This window comes from Paracoccus sp. KKT209 (assembly GCF_055635455.1).
In genome coordinates, this window is the sequence record NZ_CM145758.1 from 849,406 (window position 1) to 872,564 (window position 23,159).

Annotated in this window: 16 protein-coding genes; 11 read left to right on the forward strand and 5 right to left on the reverse strand. The window is 68.3% G+C overall.

Going from position 1 to position 23,159, the window contains the following annotated elements:
• The first annotated feature begins 2 nt into the window (after positions 1–2).
• From treS to ACZ2G3_RS04275, 5 genes are all read left to right on the forward strand, one after another.
• Positions 3–3,284: a maltose alpha-D-glucosyltransferase gene (gene treS / locus ACZ2G3_RS04255; protein WP_470397860.1), complete on the forward strand. Its 3,282-nt coding sequence runs from the start codon at positions 3–5 to the stop codon at positions 3,282–3,284.
• Positions 3,281–5,470, forward strand: coding sequence for a 1,4-alpha-glucan branching protein GlgB (glgB, locus tag ACZ2G3_RS04260; protein WP_470397862.1), 2,190 nt, complete (start codon positions 3,281–3,283; stop codon positions 5,468–5,470). The genes treS and glgB overlap by 4 nt, the downstream gene beginning before the upstream one ends.
• On the forward strand, positions 5,467–7,263 hold the full coding sequence (gene malQ / locus ACZ2G3_RS04265; protein ID WP_470397864.1) for a 4-alpha-glucanotransferase: 1,797 nt from the start codon (positions 5,467–5,469) through the stop codon (positions 7,261–7,263). The genes glgB and malQ overlap by 4 nt, the downstream gene beginning before the upstream one ends.
• A gap of 67 nt (positions 7,264–7,330) precedes the next feature.
• A complete protein-coding gene (locus ACZ2G3_RS04270; RefSeq protein WP_470397866.1) occupies positions 7,331–9,382 on the forward strand; it encodes a 4Fe-4S binding protein in 2,052 nt (683 codons plus the stop codon).
• On the forward strand, positions 9,379–10,242 hold the full coding sequence (locus tag ACZ2G3_RS04275) for an FAD:protein FMN transferase (protein WP_470397868.1): 864 nt from the start codon (positions 9,379–9,381) through the stop codon (positions 10,240–10,242). Before ACZ2G3_RS04270 ends, ACZ2G3_RS04275 begins: the two co-directional genes overlap by 4 nt.
• 6 nt (positions 10,243–10,248) lie before the next feature.
• Here ACZ2G3_RS04275 and ACZ2G3_RS04280 read toward each other — a convergent pair whose 3' ends face one another.
• From ACZ2G3_RS04280 to ACZ2G3_RS04295, 4 genes are all read right to left on the reverse strand, one after another.
• Positions 10,249–11,139: a substrate-binding periplasmic protein gene (locus ACZ2G3_RS04280; protein ID WP_470397870.1), complete on the reverse strand. Its 891-nt coding sequence runs from the start codon at positions 11,137–11,139 to the stop codon at positions 10,249–10,251.
• An 11-nt stretch (positions 11,140–11,150) separates the two neighbouring features.
• Positions 11,151–11,840 (reverse strand): cytochrome c-550 PedF, encoded by a 690-nt coding sequence (gene pedF / locus ACZ2G3_RS04285; RefSeq protein WP_419268893.1) that lies wholly within the window; start codon positions 11,838–11,840, stop codon positions 11,151–11,153.
• 90 nt (positions 11,841–11,930) lie between these two features.
• A complete protein-coding gene (locus tag ACZ2G3_RS04290) occupies positions 11,931–12,902 on the reverse strand; it encodes a YVTN family beta-propeller repeat protein (RefSeq protein ID WP_470397872.1) in 972 nt (323 codons plus the stop codon).
• Entirely contained in the window at positions 12,899–14,071 is a 1,173-nt protein-coding gene (locus tag ACZ2G3_RS04295) for an ABC transporter substrate-binding protein (RefSeq protein ID WP_470397874.1), read from the reverse strand. The genes ACZ2G3_RS04290 and ACZ2G3_RS04295 overlap by 4 nt, the downstream gene beginning before the upstream one ends.
• 136 nt (positions 14,072–14,207) lie before the next feature.
• Between ACZ2G3_RS04295 and ACZ2G3_RS04300 the strand changes: the two genes are divergently transcribed.
• From ACZ2G3_RS04300 to ACZ2G3_RS04320, 5 genes are all read left to right on the forward strand, one after another.
• Entirely contained in the window at positions 14,208–14,762 is a 555-nt protein-coding gene (locus ACZ2G3_RS04300) for a tetratricopeptide repeat protein (RefSeq protein ID WP_470397876.1), read from the forward strand.
• A 131-nt stretch (positions 14,763–14,893) separates the two neighbouring features.
• The gene (locus tag ACZ2G3_RS04305) at positions 14,894–16,675 is read left to right on the forward strand and encodes a PQQ-dependent methanol/ethanol family dehydrogenase (RefSeq protein WP_419268889.1); all 1,782 of its coding nucleotides are present in this window, start codon (positions 14,894–14,896) and stop codon (positions 16,673–16,675) included.
• A gap of 132 nt (positions 16,676–16,807) precedes the next feature.
• Positions 16,808–17,524: a response regulator gene (locus ACZ2G3_RS04310; protein ID WP_470397878.1), complete on the forward strand. Its 717-nt coding sequence runs from the start codon at positions 16,808–16,810 to the stop codon at positions 17,522–17,524.
• A complete protein-coding gene (locus tag ACZ2G3_RS04315; RefSeq protein WP_470397880.1) occupies positions 17,505–18,683 on the forward strand; it encodes an FIST N-terminal domain-containing protein in 1,179 nt (392 codons plus the stop codon). Before ACZ2G3_RS04310 ends, ACZ2G3_RS04315 begins: the two co-directional genes overlap by 20 nt.
• Positions 18,680–20,941 carry a PAS-domain containing protein gene (locus ACZ2G3_RS04320; RefSeq protein WP_470397881.1) on the forward strand — a complete coding sequence of 754 codons (2,262 nt, stop codon included), beginning with the start codon at positions 18,680–18,682 and terminating at the stop codon, positions 20,939–20,941. Before ACZ2G3_RS04315 ends, ACZ2G3_RS04320 begins: the two co-directional genes overlap by 4 nt.
• Here ACZ2G3_RS04320 and ACZ2G3_RS04325 read toward each other — a convergent pair.
• Positions 20,938–21,657 (reverse strand): GntR family transcriptional regulator, encoded by a 720-nt coding sequence (locus tag ACZ2G3_RS04325; RefSeq protein WP_470397882.1) that lies wholly within the window; start codon positions 21,655–21,657, stop codon positions 20,938–20,940. The two genes, ACZ2G3_RS04320 and ACZ2G3_RS04325, sit on opposite strands and share 4 nt — an antisense overlap.
• 82 nt (positions 21,658–21,739) lie before the next feature.
• On the opposite strand from ACZ2G3_RS04325, the gene uxaC reads away from it, so the two are divergent.
• Positions 21,740–23,146, forward strand: a complete 1,407-nt coding sequence (gene uxaC / locus ACZ2G3_RS04330; protein ID WP_470397883.1) for a glucuronate isomerase — start codon at positions 21,740–21,742, stop codon at positions 23,144–23,146.
• Positions 23,147–23,159: the final 13 nt, after the last annotated feature.

Here is a 23,159-nt window from a genome sequence, read left to right on the forward strand (position 1 = left end):
CGATGACACAACAGGATAACCAAGCCAGCTTTGCCGTACGCGGCGGCATCGACCGCGATTGTGCCGATTGGTACAAGGATGCGGTCATCTATCAGCTGCACATCAAGGCGTTCCAGGATTCGAACGGCGACGGGATCGGCGATTTTGCCGGCCTGATGCAGCGGCTGGACTATGTCCAGGAACTGGGCGTGACGGCCATCTGGGTGCTGCCGTTTTATCCCTCGCCCCTGCGCGACGACGGCTATGACATCTCGGACTACAAGTCGATCAACCCGTCCTATGGCAACATGAAGGACTTCAAGGCCTTCGTGAACGAGGCGCATCGACGCGGCATCCGGGTGATCACCGAACTGGTCATCAACCACACCAGCGACCAGCATCCCTGGTTCCAGAAGGCCCGCCGCGCCAAGCCCGGATCGGCCGCGCGCGACTGGTATGTCTGGTCGGATACGGACGAGAAATGGCCTGAAACGCGGATCATCTTTCTGGACACCGAACGGTCGAACTGGACCTGGGACCCGGTGGCTGGGTCCTATTACTGGCACCGCTTCTATTCGCACCAGCCGGACCTGAATTTTGACAACCCCCGCGTGCTGCAGGAGGTGCTGAAGGTCATGCGCATGTGGCTGGACATGGGCGTCGATGGCCTGCGGCTGGACGCGATCCCCTATCTGGTCGAGCGCGACGGCACTAACAACGAAAACCTGCCCGAGACGCATGACGTGCTGAAGGCGATCCGCGCCGACCTGGACCAGCATTTTCCCGACCGGATGCTGCTGGCCGAGGCGAACCAGTGGCCCGAGGATACGCGCCCCTATTTCGGCGAGGGTGATGAATGCCACATGGGGTTCCACTTTCCGCTGATGCCGCGCATGTACATGGCGCTGGCCCAGGCCGATCGCCACCCGATCACCGACATCATCCGCCAGACGCCCGAGATCCCCGAGAATTGCCAATGGGGCATCTTCCTGCGCAACCATGACGAACTGACGCTGGAAATGGTGACCTCCGAGGAACGCGACTATCTGTGGCAGACCTATGCCGCCGACACGCGGGCCCGGATCAACCTGGGCATCCGCCGCCGCCTGGCGCCGTTGATGCAGAACGACCGCCGCAAGATCGAGTTGATGAACTCGATGCTGCTGTCAATGCCCGGCACGCCGATCATCTATTACGGCGACGAGATCGGCATGGGCGACAACTATTACCTGGGCGACCGCGATGGCGTCCGTACGCCGATGCAGTGGTCGGGCGACCGGAATGCGGGCTTTTCGACCGCCAAGCCGCAGCAGCTGTATCTGCCCGCGATCATCGACGCGGTCTATGGCCATCAGGTCATCAATGTCGAGGCGCAGGCCGATGACCCGTCCTCGCTGCTGAACTGGATGCGGCGGATGATCACCGTGCGGCGCCAGCACCCGGCCTTTGGTCGGGGCACGATGACGCTGCTTTATCCGCGCAACCGCAAGGTTCTGGCCTATATCCGCGAGCACGAGGACCGCGCCTATCTGTGCGTCGCCAACCTGTCCGACGCCGCTCAGGCAGTCGAGCTGGAACTGGGGCGTCACCGCGACAAGGTGCCGGTGGAACTGACCGGCCGCTCGGCCTTTCCGCCGATCGGGGATCTGCCCTACATGCTGACGTTGCCGGCCTACGGCTTCTACTGGTTCTCTCTGGGAAGCGCCGATGAGATGCCGTCCTGGCACGAGCAACTGCCGGACATCCTGCCCGAATTCATGACCCTGACCACCCGCGATGGACGGGTCCAGACCGCGCTGAAGGGTCGCGAAGGCGCGCATTTCCAGGACGACGTGCTGCCCAAGTGGCTGCCCCTGCAACGCTGGTTTGCGGCCAAGGACGAGGCGATCCGGTCTGTCCGCATGACCGCCCTGGGCGAGATCGAGCCGGATCATGCCCTGGTCTCGGTCGACGTGACGCTGGACGGCGAACAGCACAGCTACTTCCTGCCGCTGTCGGCGCGGTGGGGGGACGAGAATATGCGTCCCGGCGCACCCAAGCTCTCCTATACGCTGGCCAAGATCCGGCACACCGCGCGCGTCGGCGCGCTGGTCGACGGCGCCTATGACGAACGGCTGCCGCATCTGCTGCTGCAGGCGATGAAGGACGACGCCACGCGCGGCGCCCTGAAGTTCCGCGGCAGCGACGCGCTGCGCGAGATCGCGGAGCCGGGCGATCCCCGTCAGTTGGGCGTGGAACAGTCCAACATCTCGATCGCCTTCAGCGACCGGATCATCCTCAAGCTCTATCGCCGCCTGCGCGGGGGTGAGCAGCCAGATGTCGAGGTCGCGCGCTTCCTGACCGAAACGGCAGGCTATGCCCATACGCCCCGCTATCTGGGGCAGGTGACGCATGAGGTTGACGAGCCGACAGTCCTGGCCGCCGCCTTCGCCTTCGTGGCCAACCGGGGCGACGCTTGGAACGGCATCTTCGACGCGCTGATGCTGGAGTATAACGAACATGACTCCTGGCCGTCCGAGCAGGAGCCGGAACTGTCGGCGCCTGCCTTCGACTTTCCGTTGAGCATCGGCAGCCTGCTGGGCGAACGCACCGCGCAACTGCACAAGGCGCTGGCGACGCCGACCGACGATCCGGCCTTCGCGACCGAGGACCTGACGACGGAACACCTGCGCGAATGGACCGGGGCCGCCGAGGCCGAGGCCACCGCCATGCTGTCGCGGCTGGAGCAGGCGGGCGACCAGTTGCCCGAAGATGCCGCCCCGCTGGCGCGCGAGGTCCTGGACCGGCGCGACGACCTGATGGCGCGCATCCGCAAGGCGGCCGACGTCACGCCCTCGGGCAAGCTGTCGCGCATCCACGGTGATTACCACCTTGGACAGGTGCTTCTGGCCCAGAACGACGTGGCGATCATCGACTTCGAGGGCGAGCCGGCCCGCACGCTGGACGAGCGGCGCGCCAAGTCGTCGCCCTTGCGCGACGTGGCGGGCATGCTGCGGTCCTTCGACTATGCGGCGCTGTCGGTGGCGGCGCGCCATCGCCATGATGCGCCGGGCGGGGCCGAACGTGCCACGGCCCGCATCGAGGAATGGCGCCGCACCGCCGCCCGCGACTTCCTGGACGCCTATCGCAGCCACGGCGAAGGCGCCCCGAACCTGCCCGACGACGGCGCGACGATGCAGGCGCTCCTTGATCTCTTTCTGCTGCAGAAGGCGATCTATGAAACCGGATACGAGCTTGGCAACCGCCCGACCTGGGTCGGACTGCCCTTGCGCGGAATCCTCGATCTTTTGAACGAGGCAACATGACCGATACAGCATCCCTTTCCGAAAGCATGAAAACCTCGGATATCGACGCGATCCTGCGGGGGAACCACCACGATCCCTTCTCGGTCCTGGGGCGGCATGACGGCCATCTGCGGGTCTTTGCCCCGCAGGCGGCCGAGGTCGCGGCCGTCACCGCGGCGGGCACGACGCCGCTGGAACGTGTCCACCCGGAAGGCTTTTTTTGCGGTCAGGCCCCTGAAGGGGCCTATCGGCTGCGGATGAAGGCCGGCAGTCATGAATGGGAGGTCGAGGACCCCTATCGCTTTGGCCCGGTTCTGGGCGAGATGGACGAATATCTGCTGGCCGAGGGCAGCCACCGCCGCCTTTACGACAAGCTGGGCGCGCATCCCTTCACCCACGAGGGCGTCGAGGGCGTGGCCTTTGCCGTCTGGGCGCCGAATGCCCGTCGCGTCAGCGTCGTGGGCAACTTCAACGCCTGGGACGGTCGCCGCCACCCGATGCGCAAGCGTCTGGGGCCGGGCGTGTGGGAGCTGTTCGTGCCGGGCCTGGCGGCCGGTGAGGTCTACAAGTACGAGATCATCAGCCCGCATGGCGAACGTATGCCGCTGAAGGCCGATCCGGTCGGTTTCGCCCACCAGCATCCGCCCGAAACCGCCTCGGTCGTCGAGGGCTTGCCCAGTCACCAGTGGCAGGATCAGGACTGGATGGAGGTTCGCGCGGCGCGGCAGGACCGCAAGGCTCCGATCTCGATCTACGAGGTGCATCTGGGATCTTGGCGGCGCGGCGGCGAGAACGAGATCCTGGACTATGACGCGCTGGCGGACCTTCTGGTGCCTTATGTCACACAAATGGGTTTCACCCATGTCGAGATGCTGCCGGTCAGCGAACATCCCTTCACGGGTTCCTGGGGCTATCAGCCCATCGGTCTTTTCGCGCCGACCAGCCGCTTTGGCACGCCCGAAGGCTTTGCCCGCTTGGTGGAGCGTCTGCACGCGGCCGAAATCGGCGTGATCCTGGACTGGGTGCCCGCGCATTTCCCCTCGGACGCCCATGGTCTGGCGCAGTTCGATGGCACGGCGCTTTACGAACATGCCGACCCGCGCCAGGGCTTTCACCAAGACTGGAACACGCTGATCTACAACTTCGGTCGGCGCGAGGTGTCTAACTTTCTGCAGTCCAGCGCGCTCTACTGGCTGGACCGGTTCCATATCGACGCCCTGCGGGTCGATGCGGTCGCCTCGATGCTGTACCTGGACTACTCGCGCCAGCCGGGCCAGTGGGTTCCGAACGAACACGGCGGCAACGAGAACCTGGAGGCGATCGCCTTTCTGCGCGACGTCAACGAGCGGGTTCGCCAGGATCATCCCGGTGCCATCACCATTGCCGAGGAATCAACGGCCTTTCCGAAGGTCAGCCGTCCCGTGGACGATGGCGGCCTGGGGTTCGGCTTCAAGTGGAACATGGGCTGGATGCACGACACGCTGGGGTATTTCCGGCGCGATCCGATCCACCGGCGGCACCACCAGCACGACCTGACCTTTGGCTTGGTCTATGCCTTTTCCGAGGATTTCGTCCTGCCGCTGAGCCATGACGAGGTGGTCCACGGCAAGGGCTCGCTGATCGGCCAGATGGCCGGGGACCGCTGGCAGAAATTCGCGAACCTGCGCGCCTACTACAGCTTCATGTGGACCCATCCGGGCAAGAAGCTCTTGTTCATGGGCTGCGAATTCGCGCAGGAGCGGGAATGGAACCACGACCAGTCGCTGGACTGGCACCTGCTGGAAGACCCCCTGAATGGAGGGATGCAGACCCTGGTTGCCGACCTGAACCGGCTTTACCGCGATCAGCCGGCGCTGCACCGGCTGGATTGCGACCCGGAGGGCTTTGAGTGGATCGACGCCAGCGACGCCGCGCAAAGCGTTCTGGTCTACATGCGCAAGTCGGATGACGATGCGCCCCCCTGCGTGGTGGTCTGCAACCTGACGCCCGAGCCGCGCTATGACTATCGCGTGGGCGTTCCTGAGCCGGGCCTGTGGCGCGAGGTGCTGAACAGCGACGATGCGCGCTATGGCGGCTCGAACCTGGGCAATCATGGGGCGGTTCAGGCCGACGACGCGCCGTGGCACGGGCGGGACCAGTCACTGCGGCTGACCCTGCCACCGCTGGCCACGATCGTGCTGACCCCCGACGGGACGCCTGCGGCATGAGCGAACTGGAAGCGCGGGCCCGCAGCCACGGCATCCAGCCCGATTACGAAGGGATGAACGGCGACAGGCACGATGCTCCGGCGGAAACGCTGGAGCATCTTCTGGCCGCTTTCGGTGCCGAACCCGGCGTTCCCGGCCCCTTGGCCGAGGAGCACCAGATGGAGGCCCATCCCGGCACCCGCTGCCATCTGCCTGATGACGGCAGCCGGGCCTGGGGTGTCGCGCTGCAGCTGTACCAGATCCGTTCGGCACGGAACTGGGGCATCGGCGACTTCGAGGATCTGCGGCAGCTGGCCGGGATCCTGGGGCGGGTCGGGGCCGATTTCATCGGCCTCAACCCGCTGCACGCGCTGTTCCTGTCGAACCCGCGGCATTGCAGCCCGTTTTCGCCGTCGAACCGGCGGTTTCTGAACCCGCTCTACATCGCGGTGGACATGCTGCCGGGCTATGAGGCGGGGATGGTCGATGCGGCGGATATCGCGACCCTTCAGGAGGTTCCGCTGGTCGACTACCCGGCCGTGGCGGCGCTGAAGCTGCGGGTGCTGCGGCACATCTGGCAGGCGGCGGGATCGCCCGATGCGTCGGAGACCGTGCTGACCGAGGGTGGCGCGGACCTGCGCCGGCATGCGCTGTTCGAGGCGGTATCGGCCCATATGGTGGCGCAGTGGCAGGGGGCCGGCTGGACCGCCTGGCCCGAGGAATGGCAGGCGGTGGATGGCCCGCAGGTCACCCGCTTTGCCGAAACCCATGCGGCGGAGCTGCGCTTTTACCGTTGGCTTCAGCATGTGGCGGACCGGCAGCTGGCCGAGGCGCGCGATGCCTGCGACCAGGCCGGGATGGGCATCGGCCTTTATCTGGACTTCGCCGTGGGCGAGGCGGCGGATGGTTCGGGCGCCTGGGGCAACGCCCTTGTGGTGCCGGGGGTCCGCATCGGCGCGCCGCCCGATTACTTCAACGAGACGGGACAGGACTGGGGCCTGGCGCCGCTGTCCCCCGTCGCCATGGCCGCCCGGCAGGCCGCGCCCTTCGCGGCCCTGATGGAACAGGCGACCCAGCAGGCCGGCGCATTGCGCATCGACCATGCGCTTGGCCTCTGGCAGCTGTTCCTGATCCCGGAGGGCGCCGGCGCCGCCCAGGGCACCTATGCCCGCTACCCCATCGCCGACATGCTGCAGGCGCTGGCGCGCGCTTCATGCCAGAACCGCACCATCATCATCGGCGAGGATCTGGGCAATGTGCCGCCGGGCTTCCGCGACCTGATGGAACAGGTGGGCATCCTGTCCTATCGCATCCTGCTGTTCGAGCGGACCGAGGATGGCTTTGTCCCCCCCGAGGAGTATCCCCGCGATGCGCTGGCCTGTCTGTCGACGCATGACCTGCCGACCTTCCAGGGCTGGTGGCGCGGCGACGACATCGACCTGCGCCGCGACCATGGCCTGATCAGCGACAAGGCGGCCGAGGAGCAGGCGGCATCGCGCCGGACCGAACGGGCGCAGCTGCTCAGCGATCTGGCGGCGTTGGGGCGCTGGTCGGATGGCGTGCCCGATGTCGACAGCGCACCCGACGACCTGGTGGCTGCGGTCCACGGGATGCTGGCGACGGCGCCCTCGCGCCTGTTCGCCGCGCGGCTGGAGGACATGACCCGAGAGGTTCACCCGGTCAACATCCCCAGCACCACCGATGAATACCCGAACTGGCAGCGCAAGCTGGGCGTCACGCTGGAGCAGATCCCCGACCTGCCGCTGTTTCGGGCCATCGCAGGCGCGCTGCGGGCGGAACGTCCCCGGACCTGAGGGCTTGCGCCTAAGGGGTCGACTTAGGTCGAATGGGCGGCCCCGCCCGTTCGGCTAGTCTGGCGTCATGCGCTGGCTCATCCTGCTGTTTCTCATGATCCCCGTCGGCCTTCGCGCCGAGGCCCTGTCGCGCGAGGCGCTGGAGGGCATGATCAGTGCGCCCTATGCCTTGGGCCAGCCGCTGAACGACCAGGGTGTCTGGAGCCTGCTGAATTCCGGCGGGGGCGAGGCAGGCTATGTCTTCGAGACCGGCCCCCTGGCGCCGCTGCCGGGATTTTCCGGCCAGCCCATCAACATCCTGGTGCTGCTGGACCTTGAGGGCATCTTCATCGAAACGCGGCTGCTGTCCCATAATGAGCCGATCTTCGTCTCGGGCCTGGGCGAGGCGCCGCTGCGCCAGTTCCTGTCGCAGTATCGCGGTCGCTCCATCAACCAGCCGCTGGTCGTGGGCAGCCCCTATGGCGGCGGGCAGGGGGGCGATCTGGTCTATCTGGATGGCGTGACCAAGGCGACAGCCAGCGTGCGGATCGCCCATGATTCGATCCTGGCCGCGACCCTGGCCGTCGCGCGCGAACGGATGCAGGGTCTGACGGCCGGGCCGCCGCCCCGTCCCGACCCGGACCATGCCGAGGCGCTGGACTGGAAGGCGCTGGTCGCGCAGGGCCTGGCGCGGCATCTGCGCGTGACCAATGCCCAGGTCGACGACGCCTTTTCCGGCAGCCTCTGGGCGGATGACGACCCCGATCCCGGCGCGCCCCAGGACGCCTATCTGGACCTCTGGGCGGTCGACCTGGGGCCGCCCGCCATCGCCGCCGCCGTGCTGGCGCCCGGCAGCCTGGCCGAGATCTCCCGCCTGACGCAGCTGTCCCCCGATGACGAGATGATCCTGCTGATCGAGGCCGGGCGGCATGGTCTGGTGGGGCCGGATTTCGTACGCAACACGGCGCCCGACCTGATCGGGGCGACGCAGGATGGCCTGCCCTTGGCGCTGCGGGACGCCGATGTGCTGGCCGAACTGCACCCGGACCTGCCGGACGACCTGCAGGATGCGACCCGCATGGTGCTGCGCCTGGACCGGCGGCTTGGCTTCGATCCGACCCGCGACTGGCAGCTGGTGCTGCGGGCCGAACGCCAGCACGGCATGTTCCAGCCCGAGACCGGGCATCGCGACTTTGCCCTGACCATGGCCCTGCCGCCCCGGTTCTTTCTGACCGCCACCGGTCCCGCCCCGGCCGCCCCTTGGGTCGAGGCGCTGCGCAACCGCCGGGCCGACCTGATCGTGCTGGCCGGGGGCCTGGCGCTGCTGCTGGCGCTGCTGTCGCGGCAGGGCTGGCTGGCAGGGCACCGGCATTTCGCGGCGATCCGCCTGACGATCCTGGCCGTCGTCATCGGCTTTGTGGGGTTTTGGGGTCAGGGCCAGCTGTCCATCGTGACGCCCCTGGCGGTCCTGCGCGGGGCGATGCAGGGGGGCGGGCTGTCAGTGCTGCTTTACGATCCGTTTTCGCTGCTGATCTGGGCCGTGGCGATCATGGGCCTCGTGCTCTGGGGGCGGGGGCTCTTTTGCGGCTGGCTCTGCCCCTATGGCGCGATGCAGGAATTCGCCCATCACGCGGGGCGGCGCTTGGGGCTGCCGCAATGGCGGCCGTCGCGCAGGGTCGGGCGGGCGCTGCTGTGGTCCGGGCCCGCGGCGCTGGCGGCGCTGATCGCGACCGTCTTCCTGGCGCCCGACCGGGTCGAGACGCTGGCCGAGATCGAGCCCTTCAAGACGGCCGTGACCATGCATTTCCTGCGCCCCTGGCCCTATGCGGTCTGGGCCATCGGCTGGCTGCTGCTGTCGATGGTCTGGTTCAAGGGCTTCTGCCGGTCGCTGTGCCCCCTGGGGGCGCTGATGCGGGCGGGGGACCTGCTGCGGCTGCGGCGCTGGATCCCGCGCCGGACGGAATGCGGCAGCCCGTGCCAATTGTGCCGCGTCCGCTGCCGCTATGACGCGATCGCGCCCCAGGGGCAGATCCGCTATTCCGAATGCTTCCAATGCCTGGATTGCGTGACGATCCACGACGATCCGGCGCAATGCGTTCCGCTGATCCTTAGGGCCCGCGCCAGCCGGAGGACGGCATGATCGGGCGGCGGCGGGTCCTGACCATCCTGGCCGGCGCGGCACTGGCACCCCGATGGGCGCGGGCCGCCGAATGGCAGGGACACGCCTTGGGCGCCGAGGCGCGTATCCTGATCCGAGGCGGCGACGCATCGGACGCGCTGCTGGCCCAAGTCCGGGCCGAGGTCGAGGCCATCGAAGATGTCTTCTCCCTTTATCAGGAGTCCGAGCTGACGCGGCTGAACCGGAATGGGCAGGGGATGGCCTCGGCCGCCATGACGGATGCGCTGGACTTGGCCTGGCGGGTGCATCGGGCCACGGGCGGTCTGTTCGACCCCGGCGTGCAGGTCCTTTGGCGGCAGCGGGCCCAAGGCGCGGCGCCGGTCGCGCTCCGCCCCTTTGGCGGGTTGCGGCAACAGGGCTCCCAGCTGCGGTTGGCATCGGGGCAGGCGCTGACGCTGAACGGGATCGCCCAAGGCATTGCCACGGACCGGGTCGCGGCACTGCTGGCGGGGCGGGGTCTGGGCGAGGTCCTGGTCGACATGGGCGAGGCGCGGGCCCTGGACGGGGAGTTCCGGCTGGAACTGGCCGACCCGCAGGCGGGCGTCCTGGGCCGGCTCACCCTGCGGGCGGGGCGGGCGGTGGCCACCTCCTCCCCCGCAGCGATGATCCTGGCGGATGGACGGGGCCATATCATGGGGCCGCAGGGTCAGCCGCCCCGCTGGTCCACCGTCTCGGTCGAGGCCGACAGCGCCGCGCTGGCGGATGCCGCATCGACCGCCTTCGTGCTGATGGACCGGCCGCAGATCGAAGGGGCGGCCCGGGCGCTGGACCTGCGGGCCGTCCGGCTGGTCGATTTCGGGGGCGACCTGACGACGCTGTGACCGGGCCTAGCGCTGGCCCGGCAGGAAAGTGACGCCATAGCCGTCAAAGATCTGCTGCATTCGGCCGTCCTTGATCGCCCGGCCGATGATGTCGTCCACGCCATAGGCCAGCGGCCGGTGCTGGTTCGACAGCGCAAGGCCGACCGTCCAGCTGCTGCGCTCAAGCCCCAGAAAGGGCGGCTCGTGGATGGCGATCCCGTCCGCGGCGCCGTATTCCAGCTGCGCCCGTGGGCCCATCACGGCCATGACCTCGCCCGCCGCCAGCGCCCCCATCGCCAGCGCCGTCGTGTGAAACCGCCGGACCTTGTCCCCCGCCGCCCCGATCAGCGAGGTCAGGAAGAAGTCCGAGATCGAGTCGTTTTCGACGCCCACCGTGTCATAGCGGAAATAGGCCGGCACCGGCGCCTTGTCCGGGTATTCGGCGCTGCGATAGGCGATGGCCAGGCGCTCCTCGGCATAGATGCCGGTGAAGACGACCTGGTCCATGCGGCAGGCGTAATCCACGTCATAGGGCGCATGCATGAACAGGTTCGACACATGCCCGCCCACGGCCGCGCCCCGATAGACATAGTTCAGCATGTCCTGGTCCAGCGTTTCGCCCGGCTGGACCAGGCGGATGCGCGTCTCGACCCCCAGCTCGTTCCCGATCAGCCGCGCCAGGTCCACGTCGATGCCGCGCGGCGTGCCGTGGTCGTCAAAGGACCAGGGCGGGAAATCCTCATAGAGCGCGACCTCGATCCAGCCCTCCTCGACGATCCGGTCCAGGCTGCGGCCGACATCTTCGGGCGGGGTGTTCTGGGGCCGGGCCTGCGGGACATAATCCTCGCAGGCGGCAAGGACGGGGCCGGCGATGGCCAGCCCCAGTGCGGTCAGACAAGCCGCCAGGCGGCGCCGCATGGCCTCTGCCCTCAATGCGTGGCCGAAAGGCCGACCGTCAGGATCTCGGCCGCGGTCTTCTGGTCCTCCGGGGCGGCGGTCAGCGAGGCCGCGGCGCGCGACACCACGCTGTCGGCCACCGGCGCCCCCGAAGCGGTCGCAACCGTGCCGGCGATCTCGGTCAACTCGGCCGTGACCGCGGATGCGTCGCCATCGCCCGCGGCCAGGCTGTCGCGGATCTCGTGCAGGCGGGCGGCGTGGTCGTCCAGCGCGCCATCCTCGGGCCGGGTCTCGACATAGGTGCGGATCGCCCAGGCCGCCTTCTGGCCCAGGATGTCGCCAAAGGCCGGCATCTTGGTCGTGCCGTCCTGGGTGTAACCGTGGCGAAAGCGTTCGATGAACCACTCGTCGCCATATTCCTCGGCCTCCAGAAAGCGCAGGTCCGGGGCCAGCCCGCCCGAAACCGCGCCCAAGCCGTGGCAACGCGCGCAGTTCTGGTTGTAGCCGCTGTCGCCGATCCGGACGGCGGCCCGCCAGACCTCGTCCCCGGCGGCCTCGGCGCGATAGGGGTTCTCGGTCAGCCATTCCTCGCCCACCTCGGGCAGGGCGTCGGTGTTGACGGCCTGGGGGGCGACATCGCCATGGGCCAGGATCTGGGCCGGGACAGCGATGCAGGCCGCGATGGCGATGCCCCGCAGGGACTTGTGGAACTTGGTCGGCATTGGGGTCTCCTCACTTGCCCTGACGCGCTTGGGGTCCAGTTAGGGTCGATGCTGCAGCTGCGGCAATTCGACCTTGGTCGATGCGGGCGGTCACGGCATCGGCCGCGCGGCGGCCCCCCAGGGAAAGCGCCCGACCTTGACCGTACGTTCGGCCGTCAGCGAGGCCACGTCGATGATCGTCACGTCCCCCGACACGCCGTTCGTGGTGAAAAGCCGGGTCCCGTCCGGCGACAGCGCCATGTGCCAGACGCGCCGGCCGACCAGGATATAGTCGGTGACCTCGCGGCTGGCGGCGTCGACGACCGCGATATGGTCGGCGGGGCCGAGCGCTACGAAGATGCGCCGTGCATCGGGCGAAAAGACCATGCCCACCGGCTGCAGCTGTTCGGGCCGCACATTCGGCAACTGGAACCGGATCTTGGCCAACTCAGCCCGGGTTTCGACATCGAAGACCGTGACGGTGCCGCCGACTTCGGAGCTGACCCAGAGTTCGCGGCCGTCGGGGCTGAACTCGGCATGGCGGGGGCGGGAATCGACCAGCGTGTTGGCGACCACCTGATGCGTCCCGGTGTCGATCCAATGTGCCATGTTGGTGGTTTCCGAGGTGGTGATCTGCAACCGCCCGTCGGGCGAGATGCCCATGCCCTCGGGCTCGATCCCCACGTCGATCTGGGCCACGACCTTGCGGCTCTGCGTGTCGACGACGGTGGTGATCGCGTCATCCTCGTTCGCGATGTAGAGCAGCCGGTCGTCGGGCGAGATCACGAACTGCTCGGGGTCGGCGCCTGACGGCAGGTCGTGCAGGATTTCCCCGGTGTCGGGATCCATCACCTGCACCGCATTCGAATCCGAGGCGCAGATGTAAAGCACGCTGTGGTCGCGCGAAAAGGTGATGCCCCGCGGGCGCTGGCCGGTCGGATAGGTCGCCTTGACCGTGCCGCTGTCCACGTCGATCACGCTGACGGTGTCGTCCAGTTCGTTCGTGACCCAGATCTCGTCGGCAGTGGCGGCGCCCGTCAGGGCCAGGGTAGCGGCCGAGGCCAGCAGAAGGCGGCGGATCATCGTGCGTCTCCGAATGCGGTGCAGGTCGTGTCGGGCAGGTCCTGGCCAAGCGTGTCCAGTTCCGAATGTTCGTGCAGGAAGCCCTCCAGCGGGGCCGTGCCGATGACCGCGCGTTCGGTGACGAGGGGCACGGGCTGGCGCATCTGGCCGTCCCAGGGGCGGAAGGACAGCGGCGTGCCCAGAAAACCCGCCAGGCGGAAATCGGGCGACAGCATGAAGTCGCGCAGCCGTGCGGGATCGGCCGTGCGGGTCCGGGTGACACCCTCTCCGATGGCGGCGACGGCAGCCCAGGCGCCAAAGTCCACGGGCTCCATCTCGCGCGCGGCCAGGTCGCGGAAGCGGTCCTGCAGCTGCGCCGCCCCCCAGTTTTCGACCACGCCCGACCAGCCCTTGGGCATGATGCCTTCCGACCCGGCGACGGGACGGGGCGACCAGGTGTTGTAGGCGATGTAGCGGCCGTAATCGCCGCGTTCGTCGGCGATCAGCAGCAGGTCGTGATCGGGCAGGTCCTGGGTGAAGGCGGGGATTTCCTCGGCCGCGACGCGGCGCATGTCGGCATCAAAAGTCCAGGGCTTTTCGGCCTTCAGCGCCAGCCCGAATTTGGTCAGCGACTGCCGCAGGGCCTGGGCAAAGACCTGGTCTTCGGGGTGGGGGCCCTGGATCAGCACCAGATCGGTCCAGCGCTTCTTCAGCGCGAACTGGGCCAGCGCATCCGCGCGCATGGCCAGGCTGGGGGTGGTGTGCAGCAGGTTGGCGCGGCAGTCCGCACCACGCAGGTCGTCATCCGGCAGGGCAATGTTGAAGATCACCGCGTCCCGCGCCTCGGGCAGGTCGGCCAGCGCCAGCAGATCCGCGACCGGCGCCTTGACGACCAGCAGCCGCGCGCCCTCCGCCAGCCGCGCCCGGACCGCAGGCAGGAAGGCGTCGTCGGGGGCCACGCGCGTTTCCTCCAGCCGGAAGCTGTCGCCCATGAACCGCCCGGTCGTGCCGATGTCCGCCACCCCCAGCCGGGCGCCTGCGACCCCCAGGTCCTCGGGGGGCGCGAACAGGTTCGACAGGATGGGGGCCGGCGTCACCCGGCGTTCGATCAGGTCGATGCGCACCTCCTCGGCGGTGGCGGCCATGGCCAGCAGGACGAACCCGGCCGCCCCGGCAGCAGTCTTCAGCATATGCTCTCCTCCTGCGGGGCAGGGTGGGGAATGGGGGCGGCGGGCGAAATACGACCATGGTCGAATCCGCCGCCGCTAGGTGGCGCGGGGCCTCCGTGCTAGACTGGCGCGCCATTGCCAGAACAAGGGGCCGGTCATGTCGTCCATCCGAAACGCGGCCCTGCTGGCCGCCGCCGTCCTGTGGGCGCTGCCCGCGGCCGCGCAGCCTGCCGACGAAGGGCAGGGGGAGCTGAACCCCGAGGAACTGACCTGGGAGCGGGTGATCCGCGACGTGGAGCGCGGCGAAACCTCGATGACCGCCTGCGCCTCGGGCTATTTCATCACCAAAAGCGGCCGCCACGGCCCGGCCCGGCAGCTGTTCGAACGCTGCGCCGAGGACGGCTGGACCGGCGCCATGACCTGGATGAGCCAGCTGGACGAGAACGGCCTGGGTGCCCCGCGCGATTCCGGACGCGCCGCAGACTGGGACCGCCGCGCCGCCGAGGCTGGCGACCCGGTGGGCAAGTTCAACCACGGGCTGGACCTGCTGCGCGGTCATGGCGTCGCGGCTGATGCAGAACACGGCCGCCGCCTGATCGACGAGGCCGCGCGCGACGGCTTGGGCATCGCCGCCGACCTGCAGGCGGCGGACTATGACCCGCGTGCGGTGACGCCGGATGCCGATGAATGGCGCTATCAGCCGATGTTCTGATCGCGGCCCTCCAGGCGCCGTCCCATTCGACCAATGGACAATATACGCCCCTGACGCCCCGCGCATACTCGGGCCTGACGCCTTCGGTCCGATCGGACGCGGTGGCCGACAAGAGAGCGGAGGAGAGACACATGAACAGATTCGTGCTTGCCACGGTCATGGCGATGACGGGCCTGGCGATGACCGGCCTGGCAACGGCCGCCGCGGCCGCCGTGACCGAAGAGGACCTGGCCAACGACCAGCAGTCGGCAGAGAATGTGCTGACCAACGGCATGGGCCGCGACCTGCAGCGGTTCAGCCCGCTGACGACGCTGAACCGCGACAACGTCAAGAACCTGGTCCCGGCCTGGGCCTTTTCGTTCGGGGGCGAAAAGCAGCGCGGCCAGGAAAGCCAGCCGCTGATCCATGACGGGATGATGTATGTCACCGGGTCCTATTCGCGCCTTTATGCGATCGACCTGAAGACCGGGCGCGAGGTCTGGCAATACGACGCCCGCCTGCCCGAAGGCATCCTGCCCTGCTGCGACGTGGTGAACCGCGGCGGTGCCATCTATGGCGACAACATCTATTTCGGCACGCTGGACGCGCGGATCGTGGCGCTGGACCTCAAGACCGGCGACGTCAAGTGGAACAAGAAGATCGCCGACTACAAGGAAGGCTATTCCTATACCGCGGCGCCGCTGATCGTGAACGGGCTGGTCATCACCGGCAATTCGGGCGGCGAATTCGGCATCGTGGGCGAGGTTCAGGCGCGCGACGCCGAAACCGGCGAGACCGTCTGGACGCGCCCGGTGATCGAAGGCCACATGGGCACGCTGAACGGCCAGGAAAGCACCATGACCGGCACGCTGAACGCCAGCTGGCCGGGCGACATGTGGAAGACCGGCGGCGGGGCGACCTGGTTGGGCGGCTCCTATGACGCCGACACCGACACGCTGATCTTCGGCACCGGCAACCCGGCGCCCTGGAACAGCCACCTGCGCAACGCGGGCGCGCCTGTCGAGGGGAATGCCGGCGACAACCTTTACGCGGCCTCGCGTCTGGGGATCGATCCGGCCACGGGCGAGATCAAGTGGCACTTTCAGTCGACCCCCCGCGAGGGATGGGATTTCGACGGCGTGAACGAGGTCGTCAGCTATACTGACCGCGAGGGCAACAAGCGCTTCGGCACCGCCGACCGCAACGGGTTCTTCTATGTGCTGAACCGCGAGGACGGCGCCTTTGTAGACGCGCATCCCTTCGTCAAGGAGATCAGCTGGGCCTCGGACATCGACGAGACCGGACGCCCGATCTACAACGAGGAGAACCGCCCCGGCCCGATCAACGAATCCGCCGAAGGTGGCAAGGGCCAGCAGGTCTTTGCCGTCCCGTCCTTCCTGGGTGGCAAGAACTGGATGCCGATGGCCTTCAGCCAGAACACCGGCCTGTTCTATGTGCCCTCGAACGAATGGGGCATGGATATCTGGAACGAGCCGATCAGCTACAAGAAGGGCGCGGCCTATCTGGGCGCGGGCTTCACCATCAAGCCGCTGTTCGACGACTATATCGGCTCGCTCAAGGCGCTGGACCCCGATACCGGCGAGATCAAGTGGGAATACAAGAACGAGGCGCCGCTCTGGGGCGGCGTGATGACCACGGCCGGCGGGCTGGTCTTCCTGGGCACGCCCGAAGGCCAGTTCCTGGCGCTGGACGACACGACCGGCGAGGAGCTGTGGTCGTTCCAGACCGGCTCGGGGATCGTGGGCCAGCCCGTCACCTGGGAACAGGACGGCGAGCAGTACGTGTCCATCGTCTCCGGCTGGGGCGGTGCGGTGCCGCTGTGGGGCGGCGAGGTGGCCAAGAAGGTCAACTATCTGAACCAGGGCGGCATGGTCTGGACGTTCAAGCTGCCCGCCCAGCTGGCCGCCAAGTAGGGCACCGAAGACGCGGGACCGCGGCGCCAGGTGCGCCGCGGTCCGCACCCGGACCGGACGGCGCATTTTCCGCGCCGTTGTGGCCCCGATCGGGCGTAACATGGCCCCGGCTGATTTCCCGAAGGACACGCGATGGCAGACCGTCAATTCCCCACCGATGCCGACGGAGCCTCCGGCTTCCGCACGGCGCTGATCGTCGAGGATCACCCGCTGTTCGGGGATGCGCTGGCCATGACGCTGCAGTCGGTCTCGGGCATCCAGACGGTGACCCATGCCGAAAGCCTGGGGCAGGCGGCCAGCTATCTGGACAGCGGCTGGCCCTTCGACGTGATCCTGCTGGACCTGAACCTGCCCGATGTGGACGGGCTGGAGGGGCTGATCGCGCTGCGCCGGATCGCGCCCACGGTGCCGATCCTGCTGGTCACCTCGGTCAACGAGACGCGGGTGATCCGCGCCTCGCTGGCGGCCGGGGCGGCGGGGTTCGTTCCCAAGCATTCGCGGCGCGAGATCTTTCGCGCCGCCTTCCAGGCGCTGGCCGCCGGCGAGGTCTATGCCCCCGACCTGCCCGCCGAGGAGGAATTCGCGGCCCTGTCGCCGAACGGGCCGGACGCCGCCATCCGCCGCCTGTCGCAACTGACCCGGCAGCAGGCGAAAATCCTTGATCTCATCTGCGAAGGCCGCATGAATAAGCAGATCGCGCACGAGTTGTCGATCGCCGAGACCACGGTCAAGGCGCATGTAACGGCGATCATGCGCAAGATGGGCGTGTCCTCGCGGACGCAGGCAGTGCTGATGGCGCGTGACGCCAAGATGACGGGACAGATCGCAGATGTCGGAGGAGCAGCCTAGCCCGGTCCTGGTGCCGCCGGATCAGGCTGCGGATGCACCGCGCCGGGCCTCGGCGCCGCTGGACGGGGGCGACCCGGTGGGGCGGCTGGCATCGGCCCTGGGGCCGGGTCCCCATGCGCTGATCCTTCTTTTTTGCGGGGCGGGCGGGGTGCCGGCCGCGCTGCTGCGCCGCGCGCATGAGCTGTTCGACCGCGCCGTCATCGCCGGATGCACCACCGCCGGAGAGATCGCCGAGACGGGCTATGCCGAGGGGCAGGTCGTCGCCTTGGCCTTTCCCGCCAGCAGTTTCGCGGTCGAGACGGTGCTGATCGATCCCGTCGACACCATCGACAGCCGGTCGGTCATCGCGCGGCTGCAGCGCGCCCGCCAGTCGCTGCAGCACAAGGCCGAATGCCTGCCGCATGAGCTGGGGATCCTGCTGGTCGACGGCCTCTCGGGACGCGAGGAGCATCTGATCGCCTCGCTGGCCGGGGGCCTGGGACCGGTGCCGATCATCGGCGGGTCGGCCGGGGATGACCGGCAGTTCGTGCAGACGCAGGTCTTCCTGCATCAGCATGTCCGCAGCCGTGCCGCCGTCCTGTGCCTGTTGCGCAGCCGCCTGCCGCTCCGGACCTTTTCCTTCAGCGGATGCCGTCCGTCGCGCGTGCAGATGGTGGTGACGCGCGCCGATCCAGCCCGCCGCGCGGTGCTGGACATCAACGACGAACCCGCGGCGGCGGAATATGCGCGGCTGCTGGGGATGCCGGTCGACAGCTTGGGGCCGGAACTCTTCGCGACGCGCCCGGTGATGGTGCGCGCGGGCGGGCGGCACCATGTCCGGTCGATCCAGCATGCGGGCGCCGATGGGTCGCTGACCTTCTTCGGCGCCGTGGCCGAGGGGATGGTGCTGACGCTGTCGGCGGAAAGCCGGCTGGTCCCCGACCTGGCCACTTCGCTGGCGCAGCTGCGGACCGGCGGAACGCCGCGGATGGTCCTGGGCTTTGACTGCATCTTCCGCCGGATGGAGGCCGAGAGCCGTCAGCAGACGGCCGAGGTCTCGCGCCTGCTGGCCGAGGCGCAGGTCACCGGTTTTTCCACCTATGGCGAACAATTCGGGACGATGCATGTGAACCAGACCCTGACCGGCGTCGCCTTCTACGATCCGGGGATGCCAGCGTGACCGAGCCTGCGGACCCGGCCGCCGACATCGTGGCCATGCTGTCGCCCGATGACGACGCGCAGCGCCGGCAGGACAAGCTGATCCGCATCGCCCAATCGCTGATCCGCCATATCGAGGAGCCCGCCGACGACAATGGCCAGGGCTATGCCCAGTTCCAGCGGGCCGCCGTGCTGGAGGATGAGGTGCGCGCCCGCACCCGCGACCTGGAACATGCGCTGGACCTGCTGAACGCCTCGAACGCGCGGCTGGAGGAGGCCCATCGCCAGAAGGATGTCGCGCGGCAGAACCTCGCCTCGGCCATCGAGGCGGTGCAGGAGGGGTTCGCGCTGTTCGACGCCGATGACGTGCTGGTGCTGTGCAATTCGCGCTTCAACGCGCTGCTGCCCGACATCGTCCAGGGCCTGCGCCCCGGCCTGAGCTTCGAGGATTACCTGACGCTGGCCGCCGGTTCGCGCCACCTGGTCCTGCCCGAGGGGATGACCCGCGACGGCTGGATCGCGATGCGCCGCCGCCGCCACCAAGAGCGGCACTTCATCCTGACCCAGGGCATGGCGGACGGCCGCTTCGTGCAGGTGTCGGAACAGCGCACCGGCGACGGCGGCACCGCCATCCTGCAGACCGAGGTGACCGACCTGATCCGGCACGAGCGCGAGGAGCGGGGCCGGATGCTGGAAGACCAGGCCGCGATCCTGCAGGCGACGCTGGACCATGTTCCCCTGGGGGTCTGCATCTTCGACGGGCGGCTGCAGCTTCTGGGCTGGAACACCAATCTGGCCGAGATGCTGGCCCTGCCGCGCACCCGCCTGCGGCCGGGGCTGCATTTCGACAAGCTGTGGCAGCAGATCAGGGCCCGCTTCGACTTTCCGGCCGGGCAGGGGGCGAACCTGCTGGCGGACTGGGTGCGGTCGGTGCGCCGCAAGACCAGCTATACGGTCGAGGCGCGGGACGAGGGCGGGCATCGCAGCTTTGCGATTTTTGCGCAGGAGATCCCCGACGGCGGCTTTGTCATGTCCATCAACGACATCACCGAACACCGCCAGGCCCTGCAGGCGATCCGCCGCGCCAACGAGACGCTGGAGGCGCGCGTCCTGGGCCGCACCCTGCAGCTGGAGGATGCGCTGGCCAGCGCCGAACGGGCCAATGCCTCGCGCGTGCGGTTCGTGGCGGCGGTGGGGCATGACCTGATGCAGCCCCTGTCGGCGGCGACGCTGTTCGTCGGTTCGCTGCTGGAGGACGTGGCCGAGGCGGGGCCGCGGGCCAAGCTGGAAAAGGTCCAGCGATCGCTGGATTCGGTGAGCGGCCTTCTGGGCGCGCTGCTGGACATTTCCCGGCTGGAGGCGGGGCAGGCGGCCCTGACGATCGAGCCGGTGCAACTGGGCCCGATCTTCGAGCAGCTGCGCGAGGAATTCGCACCCCTGGCCGAGCGCAAGGGCCTGCAGCTGGTCGTGCGGCCGGTGCAGGCCACGGTCCTGTCGGACCGGATCTATCTGCGGCGCATCCTGCAGAACCTGATCTCGAACGCGATCCGCTATACCGATCGGGGCCGGGTGATGGTGGCGGCGCGGATGCGGCCCTCGGGTCTGGTGGTGCAGGTGCGCGACAGCGGCCGGGGCATCGCCGCCCCCGACCACCAGGTGATCTTCGCCGAATTCAAGCGCCTGGATGCCAAGGCCTCGGCGGCCGAGGGGCTGGGGCTGGGCCTGGCGATCGTGGACCGGGCCGCCGCGCTTCTGGGGCACCGGCTGGACCTGCGATCCGCGCCGGGCCGCGGATCGACCTTTTCCGTGGCGCTGACGACCACGCGGGCGCGGCCGTCCGAGCGGGGCCTGGCGCTGGCCCCGGCGCCCTCGGCCCAGGAGGCGCCGCTGGAACTGACGGCGCTGATCGTCGAGAACGATGCCGAGATGACCCAGGCCCTGTCGCAGCTGCTGGAGCAGTGGGGTGTCAACGTGCTGGACGTCGCCTCGGCCGAGGAGGCGCTGGCGCTGCTGGAGGAGACCGGGGTCGAGCCCGAACTGTGCCTGGTCGACTATCAGCTGGGGACGGGCATGGACGGGCTGAGCTGCCTGGCCGCGATGGAGCGGCTGCTGCCGGCGTCGACGCTGCGCTGCCTGATGACGGCCACACGATCGGACCAGCTGCAGCGGCAGGCCCGCGACCTGTCGGCCGATCTGCTGAACAAGCCGATCCTGCCCGCGACCCTGGCGCGCATCGTGATGGCCGCGCGCCCCGGTGGGGGCATGTCCCAAGACGGCTAGGCGCGTGCCTCGGGGGCGGGGGTGCCGAAGACTTCGGGCTGGTCGATGCGCAGCCGGGCGATGATCTGCTCGATATGGCTCAGATGGTTGCGGATGGCGACGGCCGCGCCCTTGGGATCGCGGGCGCGCAGCGCGGCCAAGATCTCCCGATGCTCGACGAAGGCGGTCGAGGCGCCGTAGGACAGCGACAGATAGCGCGCGCGGTCCATGTGGCCCTTGTTGTCCTTGACCAGCGTCCAGACGAATTCCAGCCCCGCCGAACGGCAGATGTCGTGGTGGAACTGGTCGTCCAGCGCGTGGAACTCGGCCCGCCGGTCGGCCTTGATCGCGGCCTCCTGCCGGTCGATCAGCTGGTCCAGCCGGTCCAGGTCAACCTCGGACAGGCGCAGGGCCGCCGCGCGCATCGTCGCCTCCTCCAGCGCGGTGCGGATGAAATAGGCCTGCATCACGGCCTCTTCCGAAATCGGCGTGACGGTCGTTGCCCGCTGCGGGCGGATCTGGATGAAGCCCAGCTGCGACAGCCGGTAAAAGGCGTCGCGCACCGGCTGTCGTGACACGCCCATCTGGGCGGCGACCTCGGCTTCGGACAGCTTGGCGCCGGGGGGCAGCGTCAGGTTCACGACACGCGCATAAAGCGCCTCGAAAATCTGGTCGGTGATGGTTCGCGGACGCGCCTCCTCCAGCGACGGCAGCGTCTGGATCAGGGTGGGCGTCATCGCGGCAGCTCCGTGTTGACCGGTCTCGTAAACTAGCATATTAGAGGATCAGCCTTATGGCAAGCGAGTCGGAGGAGGACACGTGGCACTGCTGGCAGAAGATCGACTGTTTCCACTGGAAGGCCGGGCCCGTGAGCTGGCGCGGGGTCTTTACGACGCGGTGAAGGACCTGCCGATCCTCAGCCCGCACGGCCATACGGACCCCCGCTGGTTTGCCGAGAACGAGGCCTTTCCCGATCCTGCCCAGCTGTTCGTGACGCCGGATCATTACGTCTTCCGCATGCTCTGTTCGCAGGGCGTCCCGCTGACCGACCTGGGCGTCCCGCGCGTCGATGGCGGCCCTGTGGAAACCGACGGGCGCAAGATCTGGCGCCTGTTCGCCCAGCATTATCACCTGCTGCGGGGCACGCCGTCGCGGCTGTGGCTGGACCACAGTTTTCAGCATGTCTTTGGCATCGACCGACGCCTGTCGCCGGAGACGGCGGACTGGTATTACGACCATATCGCCGATTGCCTGGCGCGCCCCGAATTCCGCCCCCGCGCGCTGTTCGAGCGGTTCAACATCGAGGCCATCGCCACGACCGAGGCCGCGACCGACGACCTGCGCTGGCACAAGATGATCCGCGACAGTGGCTGGCAGGGCCGGGTGATCACCGCCTATCGTCCCGACGGCGTGATCGACCCCGAGATGTCCGGCTTTGCCGACAATGTCGCGCTGATGGGCCGGCAGACCGGCTTTGACACGACGACCTGGGCCGGATACCTGGACGCGCATCGGGCGCGGCGGGCCTTCTTCATCGAAGCCGGCGCGACCTCCAGCGATCATGGCCATGCCAGCGCCCGGACCGAGGACCTGCCCCAGGCCGAGGCGGCGGCACTGTTCCAGAAGGCGCTGACCGGCACCTGCACGGCCGATGAGGCCGATGCCTTCCGCGGCCACATGCTGACCGAGATGGCGCGGATGAGCCTGGAGGACGGGCTGGTCATGCAGATCCATCCGGGGTCGCGCAGGAACCATTCCGACCAGGTGATGTCGATCCACGGCCGCGACAAGGGCTTCGACATCCCGGGCCGCACCGATTACGTCACCGCGCTGCGCCCGCTGCTGAACGCGGTGGGCATGGACCCGCGCCTGACGGTGATCCTGTTCACGCTGGACGAGACGTCCTATTCCCGCGAGCTGGCGCCCTTGGCCGGTGTCTGGCCCTGCCTGCGGCTGGGGCCGCCCTGGTGGTTCCACGACAGCGCCGAGGGGATGCGTCGCTTCCGCGAGATGACGACAGAAACGGCGGGCTTCTACAACACGGTCGGGTTCAACGACGACACCCGCGCCTTCTGTTCGATCCCCGCGCGCCACGATGTCGCGCGGCGGGTGGACTGTTCCTATCTGGCCACGCTGGTCGCAACGGGTCGCCTCGCGGAAGACGAGGCACCCGAGGTGGCGCGTGACCTGACCTATGGCCTGGCAAAACGGGCCTACAAGCTCTGAACTTCGTATTTGG